Origin of the sequence: Streptomyces silvisoli (assembly GCF_029269905.1) — a bacterium.
GTDB lineage: Bacteria > Actinomycetota > Actinomycetes > Streptomycetales > Streptomycetaceae > Streptantibioticus_A > Streptantibioticus_A silvisoli_A.
The window spans coordinates 231,144-245,641 of sequence record NZ_JARJBC010000001.1 but is presented as its reverse complement, the minus strand read 5'-3'; the positions used below and the strand labels follow the sequence as shown (position 1 = coordinate 245,641).

Genomic DNA, 14,498 nt, shown 5'->3' with positions numbered 1-14,498 from the left:
CCGTCCGCCGGGCGGCACCCTTCGTCGTACCGCGGTCAACCCCCGTCAGCCTGCGCGGATCCGGCGCGATCTGCGAGTACGCTACGCGCCTCGGCACAACCCCCACTCCCCCACACGGTCCGCGATGTCCACACTCACCCAGCACCCCCACCTGCTCGGCGGTCCACCAAGGAGCGCCGTCTCCCAAGCGGCACGGCCGATACGGCGGTGGCTGTCGGCAACGCGCCGGGCCGCTCCGGCGCTCGCGGGCTACGCCGTGGTCCGGGGAGTGAGCCTGGCGCTGTTCACGGTGTGGGGCGCCTGGCGGGACACCCCGGTGTGGCACCGGATGGCGACGCTGTGGGACGCCGCCGCCTATCTGCGCGTCGCGATGGCCGGCTATCCGACGGCCATGCCCGCGCCGGACGCGCACGGCCACCGCTACTGCGACCTTGCGTTCTTCCCGCTGTACCCGATAGCGGTCAGGGCGGCGCACGCCGTGCTGCCGGTATCGCCGCCGGCAGCCGCGCTGCTGGTGGCCTGGGCGGCGGCCGGCGCCGCGGCGGGCGGGATCTTCGCCGTCGCCGAGCGGCTGTACGGCCATCGCACGGGGGTGGCCGCCGCGTTGGTGTGGGCCGCGCTGCCGCACGCGTTCGAGGCCAACCTCGGCTACACGGAAGCCCTGTTCGCGGCGCTGACGGCGTGGACGCTGTACGCGGCGCTGACGGAGCGTTGGCTGTGCGCCGGGGCGTTGAGTTCCGCGGCGTGTCTGACCCGGCCGACCGGTATCGCGCTGGCCGCGGCCGTGGCCACGGCCGCACTGGTACGGGCCCGGCGGGCGCCGTGGTGCTGGCGGGCGCTGCTGGGCGCGGCCGTCGCGCCGCTGGGGTGGTTCGGGTTCGTCGGATGGGTGGGGCACCGGCTGGGGCGATGGGACGGGTACTTCGTGGTGCAGATGGCGTGGAACTCGCACTTCGACTTCGGTGCCAGCACCGCCGAACAGGTACTCCAGGTGCTGCGGCGGCCACTCGCCCAGGGGGTCGACGCCGTCGCGGTCACGGTGGTGCTGCTGGCCGCGGTCGTGCTGTTCGGGTACTGCTGCGCCGCGCGTCAACCGACGGTACTGGTGGTGTTCAGCGGGGCGATGCTGACTATCACGCTGGGCGACGCCGGGGCGTTCCTGTCCCGCGCCCGCTTCCTGCTGCCGGTCTTCCCGCTGGTGTTTCCGCTGGCGGTCGCGCTGGGCCGGGCCCGGTCCCGCCGCACGGCCGGGCTGACGCTGGGTGCCGCGGCCCTGGTCTCGGCCGCGTTGGGGCTGTACCTGACGTTCATCAGCACGGCGTCGCTCTAGCCGCGGACCGGTTGACAGATTGGCCGGATCCGCCACCCACGGGGTACGCGCCGCCACGGCTCCTCGCCTACCGTCGCGACATTCCGCAAGTCCGTATGTCTGCGAGGAGTTACGGAGGCCCCATGCCGACGACGAACCGGTTGGCCGGAACCGTGGCGCTGGTGACCGGAGCCTCCAGCGGGATCGGCGAGGCGACGGCCCGGGCGCTGGCCGCCGAGGGCGCGGCGGTGTCCCTGGTGGCCCGGCGACGGGACCGGCTGGAGCAAGTGGCGGACAGCATCCGGTCGTTGGGCGGCACCGCCGTGGTGCGTCCCGCCGACCTCACCGACGAGGCGCAGGCCCATACGGCCGTCGACCGGAGCGTGGCGGCCCTGGGCGGCCTGGACATCCTGGTCAACAACGCGGGCCTGATGCTGCTCGGCCCCTTCGAGGAGGCCGCCTCCGACCAGTGGCGGCGCATGGTCCAGATCAACCTCATGGGCCTGATGTACACCACCCAGGCCGCCCTGCCCCATCTGGTACGGGCGGCGGCCGACGGCGCACGCCAGGTGGCCGATCTGGTCAACGTCAGCGCCGTGGCTGGGCGCCGCACCCGCGCCGGACGCGCGGTGTACAGCGGCACCAAGTTCGGCGTGGGCGCGCTGACCGAGGGGCTGCGCCAGGAACTGCACGACCGCCATGTGCGCGTATGCGCGATCGAGCCGGGCAGCACCGTCACCGAACTACGCACCCACAACCCGCCGCACATCCGGGCACAGTTGGACGCCCGCCGTCTGCACCGCCTGGAGGCCGACGACGTGGCCGAGGCAGTCGTCTTCGCCGTCACCCGCCCGCGCCACGCCTCGGTCAGCGAACTCCTGATCCGGCCCACCGACCAGCCGTGAGGCCGGCGCGTCCGTGGCGGTGCTCGTCCGTCGCGGCCCGGTCAGCCGTTGAGTTGGGCGACCGCCTCGGCGGCCAGGATGTCGAGGCCTGGCTGCCGCCCGTCGGGGCGGGACAGGAACAGCGCGGTGTGGTAGCGGCCTTCGGCCTCCTTGCCCGTCGGGTCCGCGCCCGCGGCGGTGAGCACCTCGATGGCGTTGCGTTGCTCGGTCGGGTCGGTGAACAGACGCTGCGGGTAGGTTCGCTCGGTGTCCTGCTCGGTGACCAGGCCGTGACCGGCCAGGCAGTTGGCCACGGGCGCGTACGACACGGTGCGCAGCACGAACGCCGCCACCCAGACCGGGAGTTGGGCGGACTCCAGCAGCGCCTGGAAGGTGCGCGCGGAGATGTAGCCGACCCCTCCGGTGACGGTGATCAGGCCGGTTCCGGCCATGGCACGGCGCAACGGTTCACTGGGCGGCGCGGACTCCAGGTCCTCGGTGAAGCCGTCGTCCAGCAGCCCGACGTCCAACGCGTACCGTACGGGGTTCGCCGCGGCGTCCAGTCCGATGACCCGGATCGGGTCGGCGCGGCGGCGGGACGCGTAGAACTCCTTGTCCCGCTCGATGAGTTCGTCCCGGCTGCAGGCCTGCGCGTCGGGGCTGGTGTAGTGCTCGTACAGCTCGCGCAGGGTCAGGTGGTGGTTGAGCAGTGCGGCGTTGATTCCGTACGAGCAGCACAGGTCGAGGATGGCCACCGGGCCGTGGTGGCCGGGAATCGCGGCACGTGCCGTGTGCACATGCCGGAACACCGGCTGGGCGTGATGCGGGATTTGATATTCCAGCGGCGCGAGTCTGCGGAAGTAGGCGCGGGGGTCGGGCTGGTCGTAGATGTCGTCGAAGCAGCTCTTGCCCGGCAGAGTGTGGTTCCGCCTACGGCTCATGCAGGCTCTCCTCGCTGGCGTCGATCACGTGGGGTGGCGTCGATCACGCTGAGCAATATCATGGAGTTTGTAGCGATGACGGCACGGCTGTGGTAGAGCGCGTGTCGAAAACCGGTCACCTCCCGCCGCGTTACGCCGCGTTGCGGGACAGCTCCGCCCAGATGATCTTTCCCTCCGGCGTGTAGCGGGTGCCCCAGCGGCGGGAGAGCTGGGCGACCAGGAAGAGGCCACGGCCGCCCTCGTCGGTGGTGCGGGCATGGCGCAGTCGCGGCGAGGTGCTGCTGGAGTCGGCCACCTCGCAGATCAGCGCGGCCTGCCGGATCAACCGCAGTTGTACCGGGCCGGAGGCATAGCGGATGGCGTTGGTGACCAGTTCGCTGACGATGATTTCGGCGGTGAACACCAGGTCGTCGAGCCCCCACCCCTCAAGGCACCGGGTCGCCAGGACCCGGGCCTCCGACACCACCGCCGGATCGGACGGCAACCGCCAGGAGGCCACATGGTCCGGCCCCAGCGCATGGGCGCGGGCGATCAGCAGGGCGACGTCGTCGTCGGGCGGCCCGGTCAGCAGCGCGTCCAGCACCGCGCCGCAGATCTCCTCCAGCGGCCGGTCCGTGTGCGACAGCACCGTGCGCAGCCGGTCGAGCCCCTCCGCCACATCACGCCCGCCGGCCTCCAGCAAGCCGTCGGTGTACAGGGCCAGCAGACCGCCCTCGGCGAGTTCGAACTCGGCACTCTGGAACGGCATTCCGCCCATTCCGAGACGCGGCCCGGGAGGCAGGTCCGGAAAGGTCACGGTGCCGTCCGGTGCCACGATCGCGGGCGGCGGATGGCCCGCCCTGGCCATCGCGCACCTGCGGGTGACCGGATCGTAGACGACGTACAGACAGGTGGCGCCGACCCCCGGCTCGGCCTGCGCCGCCTCCTCGTCCTCACCGCCGGGCGGCAGCACCAGGTCGTCCAGGTGCGCCAGCAGTTCGTCGGGCGGCATGTCCATGTCCGCCAGGGTGCGCACCGCGGTACGGAAACGTCCCATCGAGGCCGCCGCGCTGATCCCGTGTCCGACCAGGTCACCGACGACCAGGGCGGCCCGGGCACCCGACAACGGGATCACGTCGAACCAGTCACCGCCCACGCCCCCGCTGGCACCCGCGGGCAGATAGCGCGAGGCGACCTCCAGGGTGGTGCGGGTGGTCAGCTTGTGCGGCAGCAGATCGCGCTGGAGGGCGAGCGCCGTGCTGTGTTCACGGGTGAACCGGCGGGCGTTGTCGATGTTCACGGCCGCCCGGGCCACGACCTCCTCGGCGAGCAGCAGATCGTCCTGCTCGAAGGGGTCCGGCCGCTGCCAGCGGACGAACGTGGCGACACCCAGCACGTTGCCGCGGGCGCGGATCGGGACCAGCATCAGCGACCGCAGCCCGAACGTGCGGAAACTGTCCGACCGGATGATGCCCGCGGCCATCCAGCCGCCGGGCCCGGTGTCCGGTTCGGTCTCCAGGAAGGACGTGCCGTCCGCCAGGCACCGGGCCCACGGTGAGTCGGGTTCGACGCGGACGGTGGCCCCGGTCGCCGCGGCCGACTCCGGGCTGCCCTCCAGCACCGACTTCTGCCCGGCCCGGCGCAGTTCCCGGATGTCCAGCAGCGGTCCGCCACCTGGGGCGTCCCCGCGCAGCACGGTGTCCAGCAGGTCGACCGCGACGAAGTCGGCGAGCCGCGGTACGCCGATCTCGGCCAGCTCCTGCGCCGTACGACCGACGTCCAGGGTGCTGCCGGTGCGTGCCCCCGCCTCGTTCAGCAGCGCCAGCCGTTCCCTGGCCCGCCACCGCTCGGTGACGTCAACGACCATGTAGCACACGCCCAGCACCCTGCCGAACGCGTCGTCCAGCCGGAAGAACGACGTGGAGTAGGCGTGCTCGCGGTTCGGATCGGCCGGGGTACGCCCGCGGTACTCGAAGTCGATCGCGGGCTGACCGGTCTCCAGTACCTGACGCATCTGCGCCTCGACCTTCTCGGCCTCCAACTCGGGCAGCACCTCGGCGAAGCGCTTGCCCAGCCGCTCCTCGCGGGGGATGCCGCCGGTGCGCTCCAACGCGTCGTTGAGCCAGACGAACCGCAGGTCAGGGCTCATCACCGCCATGCCCACCGGTGAGCTGGCCAGGAACCGCTCCAGCATCGCCCGGTTGACCTCCCACCACGGGGTGCGGCCGATGTCGATGGCGGCGAGCAGCCAGCCCCGCGGGGTGTCCAACGGCCAGATCCACAGCCCGAGCCGCAGCGGATGCCCGTCCCGGTGTCGTACGTCGACCAGACCCGCCCAGCCCTCCGGCGTCGGCCGTTCCCGCACCGAGGCCAGCAGCCGGGCGGCGTCCTCGGCGTTCACCAGCAGTCGCGTGACCGGTTGGCTGACCACCTCGGCGGACGGATAGCCGAGCACCGCCTCCGCGCTGATGCTCCAACTGACGACGAGGCCCTTCGCGTCCACCACTCCGATCGCCACGCCCATCAGGTCGAAGGGCGGCACTGCCCCTCCGGGCGTGGTGGTGCGGTCGAAGGCATCCATCGCGCTACCTCGTCCACCCGTTCATGCACGGCGCTCCCGTTCCCCGGCTTGCTCGCTCCCGACCAGCGAGTGGTCCTCCCAGCATCGCACCAATGCTTCTGCCCGGTCGGCCGAGCACAGGGGGCCGCGGCCCCGGCGAGCGGGTGGCTTCGCGTTCGCAGACCGCTTTCGTCCTCCGCAGCATTACGCCTTCCTGGTGTCCGACGAGGAGTTCGACGCCGGCCTCGCCCGGATCCAGCGGGCCGGAATCGCGTACTACGCCGATCCACGCCTCGAACAGCCGGGGCGGATCAACCACCACCACGGCGGTCGCGGCGTGTACTTCTTCGATCCGGCGGGCCACGGCATGGAACTCATCACCCGCCCGTACGGCAGCCACACGGCGTAGCCGTTGCCCACACGGTGGAGCGGGGCGCGGCGCCCCGCTCCACCCCCCCCTTGCGCACGGCCCCAGTTGGGGACCGGGTCGGCGGAAATCCGGTCGCCCGGCGATCAGCCGGCCGGGAGGATGAGGGGATGCTGAGCACCCTCCTCCCCTTCCTCGGCGCTTGCGTGGTCATCGCCGCCGTCCCCGGCCCCAGCACAGCGCTGATCATCCGCCACTCGCTGCGCGGCGGGCGGCGGGCCGGATTCGCGACCGTACTCGGCAACGAGACCGGCGTCTTCCTGTGGGGCGTCGCGGCCGCCCTCGGCCTCACCGCCCTGCTGGCCGCCTCGCAGCTGGCGTACGACGCCATGCGGTACGTCGGAGCCGCGGTACTGGTCTGGTTCGGCTTCCAGGCCCTGCGCGCCGCCCGACACCAGGACGTGGGCGACGCGGCGGCCGGGTCCGCCCCGGCCACGCTCTCGGCGTGGCGGGCGTACCGCACCGGGGTGCTGGTCAACCTGGCCAACCCCAAGGCGGCGATCTTCGCGATGTCGTTCCTGCCGCAGTTCGTTCCGCACGGCGCGCCCCAACTGCCCGCCGTGACAGGGCTGGCGATCGTACAGGCGCTGTTCGAGGTGGCCTTCTACGGCATGTACGTCTGGTTCGTCCACCGTATGAAGTCGCTGTTCGACCGGGCGTCGGTGCGGCGGCGGATGGAGCGGATCTCCGGCGCGGTGCTGCTGGCACTCGGGCTGCGGCTGGCCTTGGAGGGCTGACCGGCACGGCGGAAGCCACACCGCGCGGATATGATGAGCCCGGGGTATCCCGGGCTGCGGCCCATGACCCGAAGCCCTCGGAGGGTCCATGACCCGACGCCGTCCCACCCGGTCCGCCGACGACCTGCTGACCGCGCTCGGGCGGCTGACCGCCCAGGCGCTGGAGCGGGCCGAGCTGCAGAAGGCACGGGTGGACCTGGCCGTCGCGTTGCAGCGCGAACTGCTTCCAGCCGTGCTGCCGGACGTGCCCGGACTGCGCTCCGCGGCCCGCTACGCGCCCGCCCGGCACGGCCTGGACATCGGCGGTGACTGGTACGACGGCTTCTGGCTGCCCGATGGCGCCGTCGGGTTCTCCATCGGCGACGTACAGGGCCATGACGTCGAGGCGGCGGCGTTCATGGGGCAGATCCGCATCGGGCTGCGCGCGGTGGCCGCCGGGGTCGACGACCCGGGCGAGGTGCTGAGCCGGGCCAACGATCTGCTGCTGTCGATGAGCTGCGGCCTCTTCGCGACCTGTAGCTTCCTGCGCTTCGATCCGGCCACCGGAGAGCTGGCCGACGCCCGCGCCGGGCACGTCCCCGCGGTGTGGGCCACCGCGGACGGCGACTGGGGCATCCTGGAGCCCGCCGGCGGCGTACCGCTTGGCATACTGCCCGGGGAGGCGTATCCAGTCACCACGCGCCGGATGTCGGACACGGAAGTGCTCGTACTCTTCACGGACGGGGTGGTCGAAGGTCCGTCGTTCTCCATCGAGGCGGGCATCGAGCAGGTGGCGCGGCTGGCCCGGGACGGGGTCGGCGGCGATCCCGGCGAACTGGCCAGTCAGGTGATCAAGGTGGCCGACCTCACCGGCCACACGGATGACGCCGCGGTCCTGGTGCTCAGCCGTGGGCACGGGGTGACGTAACCGCCCCCACCGCGCGTGTCACGGGCGACGGCGGCTGACGAGGCTGTCTGATGGCTGCTGTGGTGCGCAACGAGGAAGCCCGGCGGCTCGCGGGGACGGTCCTGCGGATCCTTGTCGTAGCCGCCGCCTACTTCGTGACCGGCCGCCTCGGTCTGTTGCAGCGGGTCATCGTCGCGGGGGCGGTGGTCACCCCTCTGTGGCCGCCCACCGGGATCGCGCTGACCGCCCTGCTGCTGATGGGGCCGCGGATCTGGCCGGGCATCACACTGGGCGCACTGGCGGTCACCTGGTCGATCGGGCAGCTGACGCCCGTTGACGCGGGGATCATGGTGGGGAACACGCTGGCTCCCGTGTGCGCCTTCCTGATGCTCCGGCGGGCCGGGTTCCGACTGGATCTGAACCGGCTGCGGGACGGGGTCGTGCTGGTGTTCCTGGGCGCGCTGACCGGGATGCTGGTCAGCGCGACCGTGGGGGCCGGTTCGCTGGTCGCCTCCCACTTCCTGCCGGCCAGCCGGTTCTGGGGGGCATGGGCGGCCTGGTGGGCCGGGGACGCGATGGGAGTCCTGGTAGTCACACCACTGCTGCTCGTCGCCCGTCGGGCGCGCTGGCCCCGCGACGTGCACGTGTACCGGTGGGCGGAGGCCGCGGCGCTGCTCGCCTGCGCCGCAGTGGTGACGCTGCTGGTGACCACCACCCGGATGTCGCTGCTGTTCCTGGTCTTTCCCGTGCTCATCTGGGCGGCACTGCGCTTCCAACTGGCCGGTGCGGCGCCCTGCGTGCTGTTCATGTCCGTGCTGGCGGTGTTGGCGGCGACCCATCGGACCGGGCCGTTCGCGCACCACGGGCTGTTCGCGGTGATGGTGAACCTCCAGGCGTTCAACGGCTCCGCCGCGCTGACCGCGTTGCTGCTGGCGGCGCTGATCACCGAGCAGCAGAGCACCCTGCGCAGGATCCAGGAGGCCTGCGAGGAGCTGACCGAGGTCGTCGCCCGGCTCGCACCGGGCGACAACACGCGCCGCCAGCGACCGGAGGACCCGCGATAGCGGCTACCAGCTGCCGTCCGCGCTGCGGGTGTGCCAGGCCCCGGCCGCTGGCCGGATCGGTCCAGTCACTTCGGCCCAGTTGCCACCCGCGTTGCGGATGTCGGTCCTGATGCTGGGCCAGGACGTGAGGGTACGGCCACGTACGACGTCGGCCTCGACCAGCGTCCACGGGCCGTGGCAGATCGCCGCGACAGGGCGTGCCGCCGGCCTCGTACACCGCTTCCCATGGATCCGTCAGCTCGATCTGCTCGACGCCTTCGGTGGCCACGAGGAAAGCGACCCTGATGGGTCGGCTCCCTTCCCGGTGCCGGCAACGCCTACCAGTAGTGCCGTCGGCCGAACACCGCGTGCCCCAGCGAGCCGAGCAGCCACAGGATCGCGCCGATGACGAGCAGGATGATGCCGATGGTCCACAGAATGGCGATCTTCAGCAGGAAGCCGACGATCAGCAGAATGATGCCGAGGACGATCATGGTGTCCTCCAGGTCCGCTTTGCACTGACGAGGTGCGCATACCCTTTTCCGGTACACATAACCGGCCGAAAAAACGCGCCTGACCTGCGACGACTACTGGGCGCCAGCGGCGGTGACGGCGCGGAAGACTCCCCACGCCAGATGACCGTTTCCACAGGCTCGGATCCACAGCGGAAGGTTCTCCCGCAGCCGGTCCAGATAGTCGGCACTGATGACGTCCGTCAGCTCCTCGGCGTGCTTGCGGACCTCCTCGTCGAGCCGGACGTAATGCGTCAGCAGATGCTCGCTCAGATCCTCGAACTCGACCGGTGAGAATCCCAGTTCGCCAAGTCGCCCGCGGTAGAAGCCGGGTGTGGCGAACTGCCCCATCGCGAGGCGCTCCGCGAGCGGTGCCAGTTCTTCCGCGGGCGCGTTCTCGGTGGCCATGATGTCCGTGAAGACGAACGCGCCACCCGGCTTGAGCAAGCGTGCCGCTTCACTCAGTGTCCTCGCCCGGTCACCGCTGTGGCACAGCGCCTCCTGGGACCACACGACGTCGAAGGACCGGTCAGGCGCCGGAACGTCGTTGAAGGATCCGGTGATGACCTCGATCAGTCCGTCGAGGCCGCGGGCGGCGTTGGCTTCGCGGTGCCGCTGGTTCTGGGACTCGCTGATGTTGACCGCGACGACCCGGCAGCCGAAGTTCGCCGCGAGGTAGCGGTCCGCGCCGCCGTAGCCGGACCCCATGTCCAGCACGCTGCGGCCGGGCCCCAGCAGGTCGGCCGCCTTCGCCGCCACCCGCTCGACCGTGCGCCGGGAGGCCGCGCCGATCGCCTCGTGCGGCTGCGCGTAGATTCCCGTGTGGATGTCCTCGCCACCCCATACCGAGGCGTAGAAAGCGTCGACGTCAGCGCTTTCGTAGTAGCCGCGCGCCGCGTCCGCCGCCTGCCCCGTGTTGTGATCATTCATAGCTGCTGCCTTGACCAGGCGGTCCCGCGGCAAACCTCGTAACCGGATCCGGGGTGAGTACCGGACACCCGTGATGGGTCATCAGGCCGATGCGGCAACCGGGCTGTCCCCGGGCCCTGCACGGCGGAGCGGTTGGCGGTGCGGGGGCGCTTTGCGCTTCCCGCGTCTGCCAACCGCTCACCAGCGTTGCTCAGGCCGGAACGCCTGGGCTGTGACAGTTGCCGTGGTCAGTCCCAACCACCGCCCCAGTCGCCTCCGCCCCAGCCTCCGCCCCAGCCCCCGCCCCAGTCATCGCCCCAGTAGCCACCACCCCAGCCCCCGCCCCAGTAGCCGCCGCCCCAACCGCGGCCATGGTCGAACCCCCGGCCGAAGCCGTGCCCGTGGCCCCAGCCGTAGCCCCCGTCTCCGCCGCGAACGCTCACGGTGGCGACGTGGGTCGTGTGCGGTGTCGCTGATGCGGTTGCCAGGCCGCCGACGGTCGCGAACGCACCGGCCGTGAGAACCCCGGTGGCCGCAGCCACGGCGAGGCGCCGTATCGGCTTGCGCATGGCGCTCTCCTTACCTCTATGGACGCGGCGGGTTGCCACTCCTCCACTCCAGGGTGTGCCCATTTCCACGACATCTACAAGCAAATCACCATAAAACTGATATAAATCGGAAAAACCTGACGACCCGCCGCATCGGTGGCGTCCTCGGCTACCGGATCGTCAGCACCGAAATCCCTGGTGAAAGCGTCCGTCCAGGCCCACCACCGCTGACGTGCACACCGCGCCACGTCCCGCACCCGTCGATCCACCGGTGACCCACAGCACGTCGTCACTCCTCCGCGTGATCGTCCCCGGACAAGGCACTTGCGCCGGGTCGTACCGGCGTAACCTGCCCGAACCATGACGGATTTTGCGGATGAGGCACGGTCGCGTACCGCGCATCTGTTGCGGATGGCGAACACGGTGGATGCCCGGCTGCGGGCGCAGATCATCGAGTACGCGGATTCGACGCCGGATCCACCGGTGATGGGCCCGACCGGGATCGCCACGGCGGGCTGTCCGCGATGCCTGCGGACCATGTGGCGGCAGCGCGACGGCTGGGTGTGCGCGTCGTGCGGCCATGTCGAGGAGGAGCTTCCGGTGAGGTGCCCCAACTGCCGGACGGTGATGAAGTCCCCGCCCACCAGCGCGCCGGATCGCTGGTGGTGCGCGCGATGTAGCCGGGTGGCGACGGTTGGCGACTCCACGACGGAGATCGAGAACCGCGAGCGGGGGCGGCTGGAGGCGGTTCGGCTGCTGGACCGGGCGATGGCGGAGCGCGCCGACGGGCGCGGGGACGCGGAGGCCACGGCGGTGTCCTGGGCGTTCTCGTCGGCGGTCACCGAGCGGGAGCGACTGCGGATGGAGCGGGCGACCCTCCGGCTGCGCTCCTGACGGGGCCGTACGGGCCGACGCGGTCCGGACCGTCCGTACGGGCGGTCCGCTCTCTCGTCCGCGTCAGCGGGGACAGACGCCCTGCGTGTAGTCGACCGTCGCGGTCCCCCGCGAGTACGTCCACTCGGGGTCGAGCAGTTGGGTCCGCAACTGCCGTGCCGCGGCCGGGCTTTCGACGATGTAGCCGAAGTCCTGCAGCCAGGACGGGTAGAGGTTCTTGGAGCCAAGGTAGAACGCGGAGTCGTCGACGGAGACCACCTTGTGGTGCAGTGCGTACGGACGGCCGTCGGCCCAGTTGTCCGTCGGGGCGCTGCGGAACGAGGCCAGTTGCAGGTTGGCGCACATCTTCACGTCCGCGGTCCGCCGGTCACCGGTGATGCGGGCGAGGCGTTCGCGCAGCGTGTCGCTGATCTCCGAAAGTGACCGGATCTGCGAGTAGCCGCCGCTGCCGACCAGTCCGCGGTTCGCCGGGTTGCTGACCACGATCCGTACCTTCACTCCCTTGGCGAGCTTGGCGGCCAGGGTGTCGTACAGCCGGATGTCATAGCGCGGCAGCGGCGGGCAGGTGCCGTTGAGGTCCTGCTGGGAGATCTCGATCCGGCTGTGCGCGCTTGCGATCAGTGAACGCAGCGCGGTCTCCTCCGGGTTGACGGTGTCGTAGTCGCGGTCCGCGTTGGTGTTGTCGTGCACACCGATACCGCACCGGGTGTCCGGCGCGGTGGGCAGCGTGGGCTTGAACGACGATGCCGGGTCCGAGTCCTTGATGCCGACGCCCAGTCCACCGACCGCGATCACCGGGACGTCTCCCCGCGCCTTGACGGGTTCGGGGTGGGCGTCCTTCTCCAGGCTGGGCATGCAGGCGGCTCCGCTGGAGGCGGCCAGCCAGACCGCGTTGGGGTTGCCGGAGTTCCGGCAGGTCCAGGTCCACAACGTGTCCAGGTACTTTCCTGCGGTACGGGCGGCGGGTCCACGCAGCGCCAGGTCGACGTCCGACACGGGGTGGGTGGTGTCGATGTAGTCGTCCTTCCAGTTGTTGATGCCACCGGTGATCACGGACTCGCCGTCCACCACGATGAGCTTGGTGTGGTTCCAGGAGAACGATGCCTTCGACGCGGTCATCGAAGCGATGTTCAGGGTGATGTTGTCGGCGGCCTTGCCGAGCCTGTCGACCAGCTCGTTCCTGTACAGCGCCGGTATCACGTTGAGGTGGTAGACCGGCGCGGCTCCGACCAGCACGCGCACCCGCAGTTTGTGCCCGTCCGCCACGGCCGCCTTCAGTCCCTCGACGATGGCGTCCTGGAAGGCGCCGTTCGGCAGTGGCGCGAGTGAGGAGATGTCAACGGTGCGTCGGGCCTTGGAGATGTTCTCGGTCATCTTGGCGAGCAACCGCCGGGTACCCACCCGGTCCGCGCACTTGGGGTCGCCCCAGCATCCGGGCGTCTGAAGCAGCCAGCCCCCCGGGGCGCCGGCGGGTGCGTCCAGGCTGTTGCCACCGCTGCGCTCCCACACCTGCCCTTCGAGCCCCGGCGAGACCTCGCGCAAGTTGCGCTGCACGGCGTCGAGATGCGCAGTGGGCACCGCGGCCCGCGCCGGCGCGGCGGGGAGCGCGGCCAGCACGGCACTCAGAAGGGCGGCACAGGGCGTCAGACAGCGGAACCGGTGGCGGAGCAATGGTGCTTCCTTAGCATCGAGTTAACGGGATGTGAACTACAAGGATCTACAAGGGAACGCAAAGTCTTCCGCCCGCCGAAGCTACCCGCTTCCCACCCATCACGTCCCGCCCCCGACATCACTCCTCAGCCAACCACCCCAGAGTTGGCCCGATTTGGTCGCCGCATCAACAGCAGCACGAGCGCGGCCATCAGGCCCGACTGCTCGACGGCCTGGGGCCGTTGGGGTAGGCCAGGTGGCCAGGGCGTTTGACGGGTGTGCCGACCAGGACCGTGTCGGCGGACTGGATGCCCAGGCCGGAGAGGTCCTCGGTGGTGAAGCGGTAGAGGGATTCGAGGTCGGGAAGCCAGAGGGCGGCGTGCAGGTTGGCTTGGCCGGTGGTGGCCAGGGCGCCGTGCACGGCGGGGTGCCGGGCGAGGCGGCGGCCGACGTTGTCCAGGTGGTCGGGTGGTACCTGGAGCCATACGTTGGCGTCCACCGCGAGGCCGAGGCGACGGGGGTCCACCACGACCAGGGTGCGTAGCGCGCCGTGGGCGGTGAGGGCGGTCAACCGGCGGCGGACAGTGGAGTCGGGCAGGCCGGTACGGGCGGCGAGGGACGCCGCCGACGCGCGGGCGTCGTCCGCGAGGGCTGCGAGCAGCAGTTGGTCGGTCTCGTCCGGAACTCCGGGGGATCCGGCGCGTCCGCGCGGGGTGAGCGCCGCCCGCTCCCGCGCGGTGAGCACGTCAAGGCGCCAGTCGGCGGCTTCACGGAAGACATGCAGCACGGTCTGCGCGGTGACCGAGGTGACCGCCGAGGTCGCGGGCAGCTGCTCCAGCACCAGCCGGTTGCGCGGCCCCGGGCCGGTCAGCGCGATGGCGCTGATCTCGTCGCCCCCGGCGGAGACGTCGATGAGCGGAATGTCGTCGCGGGCGGCCAGCGCTGCGGTGACCGCGTCCAGACGGCCGCGCAGCACCCGGATGCGCAGCAGCATCACCCTTGCCCCGTCCGGGAGTCGGGGTGCGACGACCACGCTGACGGTCCCGTCGGCGAACAGCGCGGACCAACGCCGTCGTACGGTGCGCGGGCTGATGCCCAGTACGGTCGCTGCCCGCTCCACCGGCAACCGGCCGTCGCACTGCAGGGCGGCGACAAGCCGTTTGTCCCGCTCATCTAGGACGTCAATCGCCGTTTTTGTGGTCATGGGGAGCATTTTCGC

Annotated in this window: 13 protein-coding genes and 2 pseudogenes; 7 read left to right on the top strand and 8 right to left on the bottom strand. The window is 71.0% G+C overall.

The window, feature by feature from the left end:
- Window positions 1–124 precede the first annotated feature (124 nt).
- Complete coding sequence (locus tag P3G67_RS01140) at window positions 125–1,330, top strand: glycosyltransferase family 39 protein (protein WP_276091737.1); 1,206 nt, start codon at window positions 125–127, stop codon at window positions 1,328–1,330.
- A 122-nt stretch (window positions 1,331–1,452) separates the two neighbouring features.
- Entirely contained in the window at window positions 1,453–2,214 is a 762-nt protein-coding gene (locus tag P3G67_RS01135) for an SDR family NAD(P)-dependent oxidoreductase (RefSeq protein WP_276091736.1), read from the top strand.
- 41 nt (window positions 2,215–2,255) lie between these two features.
- On the opposite strand, the gene P3G67_RS01130 is transcribed toward P3G67_RS01135, so the two are convergent.
- Together P3G67_RS01130 and P3G67_RS01125 are read right to left on the bottom strand one after the other, a co-directional pair.
- Window positions 2,256–3,134 (bottom strand): hypothetical protein, encoded by an 879-nt coding sequence (locus P3G67_RS01130; protein WP_276091735.1) that lies wholly within the window; start codon window positions 3,132–3,134, stop codon window positions 2,256–2,258.
- Window positions 3,135–3,264: 130 nt separating this feature from the next.
- Entirely contained in the window at window positions 3,265–5,694 is a 2,430-nt protein-coding gene (locus tag P3G67_RS01125; protein WP_276091734.1) for a SpoIIE family protein phosphatase, read from the bottom strand.
- A 178-nt stretch (window positions 5,695–5,872) separates the two neighbouring features.
- Here P3G67_RS01125 and P3G67_RS01120 point away from each other — a divergent pair.
- From P3G67_RS01120 to P3G67_RS01105, 4 genes and pseudogenes are all read left to right on the top strand, one after another.
- Window positions 5,873–6,082 (top strand): annotated as a pseudogene (locus P3G67_RS01120) (VOC family protein); the annotation flags it as partial.
- A 128-nt stretch (window positions 6,083–6,210) separates the two neighbouring features.
- Complete coding sequence (locus tag P3G67_RS01115; RefSeq protein ID WP_276091733.1) at window positions 6,211–6,837, top strand: LysE family translocator; 627 nt, start codon at window positions 6,211–6,213, stop codon at window positions 6,835–6,837.
- An 88-nt stretch (window positions 6,838–6,925) separates the two neighbouring features.
- A complete protein-coding gene (locus P3G67_RS01110) occupies window positions 6,926–7,744 on the top strand; it encodes a PP2C family protein-serine/threonine phosphatase (protein WP_276091732.1) in 819 nt (272 codons plus the stop codon).
- 59 nt (window positions 7,745–7,803) lie between these two features.
- A complete protein-coding gene (locus P3G67_RS01105; protein ID WP_391858174.1) occupies window positions 7,804–8,787 on the top strand; it encodes an MASE1 domain-containing protein in 984 nt (327 codons plus the stop codon).
- A gap of 69 nt (window positions 8,788–8,856) precedes the next feature.
- Here P3G67_RS01105 and P3G67_RS01100 read toward each other — a convergent pair.
- The 4 genes and pseudogenes from P3G67_RS01100 to P3G67_RS01085 all read right to left on the bottom strand — a co-directional run.
- Window positions 8,857–9,073 (bottom strand): annotated as a pseudogene (locus tag P3G67_RS01100) (DJ-1/PfpI family protein); the annotation flags it as partial.
- 31 nt (window positions 9,074–9,104) lie between these two features.
- Entirely contained in the window at window positions 9,105–9,260 is a 156-nt protein-coding gene (locus P3G67_RS01095; protein ID WP_269856854.1) for a DUF6131 family protein, read from the bottom strand.
- Window positions 9,261–9,353: 93 nt separating this feature from the next.
- Window positions 9,354–10,208 (bottom strand): SAM-dependent methyltransferase, encoded by an 855-nt coding sequence (locus tag P3G67_RS01090; RefSeq protein ID WP_276091730.1) that lies wholly within the window; start codon window positions 10,206–10,208, stop codon window positions 9,354–9,356.
- Window positions 10,209–10,435: 227 nt separating this feature from the next.
- Complete coding sequence (locus tag P3G67_RS01085; RefSeq protein ID WP_276091729.1) at window positions 10,436–10,756, bottom strand: hypothetical protein; 321 nt, start codon at window positions 10,754–10,756, stop codon at window positions 10,436–10,438.
- A 339-nt stretch (window positions 10,757–11,095) separates the two neighbouring features.
- Here P3G67_RS01085 and P3G67_RS01080 point away from each other — a divergent pair, with 339 nt between their 5' ends.
- Entirely contained in the window at window positions 11,096–11,629 is a 534-nt protein-coding gene (locus tag P3G67_RS01080; RefSeq protein WP_276091728.1) for a hypothetical protein, read from the top strand.
- Between the two features lie 63 nt (window positions 11,630–11,692).
- On the opposite strand, the gene P3G67_RS01075 is transcribed toward P3G67_RS01080, so the two are convergent.
- Window positions 11,693–13,300 carry a phospholipase D-like domain-containing protein gene (locus P3G67_RS01075; protein ID WP_276091727.1) on the bottom strand — a complete coding sequence of 536 codons (1,608 nt, stop codon included), beginning with the start codon at window positions 13,298–13,300 and terminating at the stop codon, window positions 11,693–11,695.
- A 190-nt stretch (window positions 13,301–13,490) separates the two neighbouring features.
- Window positions 13,491–14,483, bottom strand: a complete 993-nt coding sequence (locus P3G67_RS01070) for an Lrp/AsnC family transcriptional regulator (protein ID WP_276091726.1) — start codon at window positions 14,481–14,483, stop codon at window positions 13,491–13,493.
- Window positions 14,484–14,498 lie beyond the last annotated feature (15 nt).

Coding starts and splice junctions, on each gene's coding strand:
- P3G67_RS01095 (WP_269856854.1), bottom strand. CDS start 9,260: ATGATCGTCCTCGGCATCATTCTGCTGATCGTCGGCTTCCTGCTGAAG.
- P3G67_RS01125 (WP_276091734.1), bottom strand. CDS start 5,694: ATGGATGCCTTCGACCGCACCACCACGCCCGGAGGGGCAGTGCCGCCC.
- P3G67_RS01070 (WP_276091726.1), bottom strand. CDS start 14,483: ATGACCACAAAAACGGCGATTGACGTCCTAGATGAGCGGGACAAACGG.
- P3G67_RS01110 (WP_276091732.1), top strand. CDS start 6,926: ATGACCCGACGCCGTCCCACCCGGTCCGCCGACGACCTGCTGACCGCG.
- P3G67_RS01140 (WP_276091737.1), top strand. CDS start 125: ATGTCCACACTCACCCAGCACCCCCACCTGCTCGGCGGTCCACCAAGG.
- P3G67_RS01135 (WP_276091736.1), top strand. CDS start 1,453: ATGCCGACGACGAACCGGTTGGCCGGAACCGTGGCGCTGGTGACCGGA.
- P3G67_RS01090 (WP_276091730.1), bottom strand. CDS start 10,208: ATGAATGATCACAACACGGGGCAGGCGGCGGACGCGGCGCGCGGCTAC.
- P3G67_RS01115 (WP_276091733.1), top strand. CDS start 6,211: ATGCTGAGCACCCTCCTCCCCTTCCTCGGCGCTTGCGTGGTCATCGCC.
- P3G67_RS01085 (WP_276091729.1), bottom strand. CDS start 10,756: ATGCGCAAGCCGATACGGCGCCTCGCCGTGGCTGCGGCCACCGGGGTT.
- P3G67_RS01130 (WP_276091735.1), bottom strand. CDS start 3,134: ATGAGCCGTAGGCGGAACCACACTCTGCCGGGCAAGAGCTGCTTCGAC.
- P3G67_RS01080 (WP_276091728.1), top strand. CDS start 11,096: ATGACGGATTTTGCGGATGAGGCACGGTCGCGTACCGCGCATCTGTTG.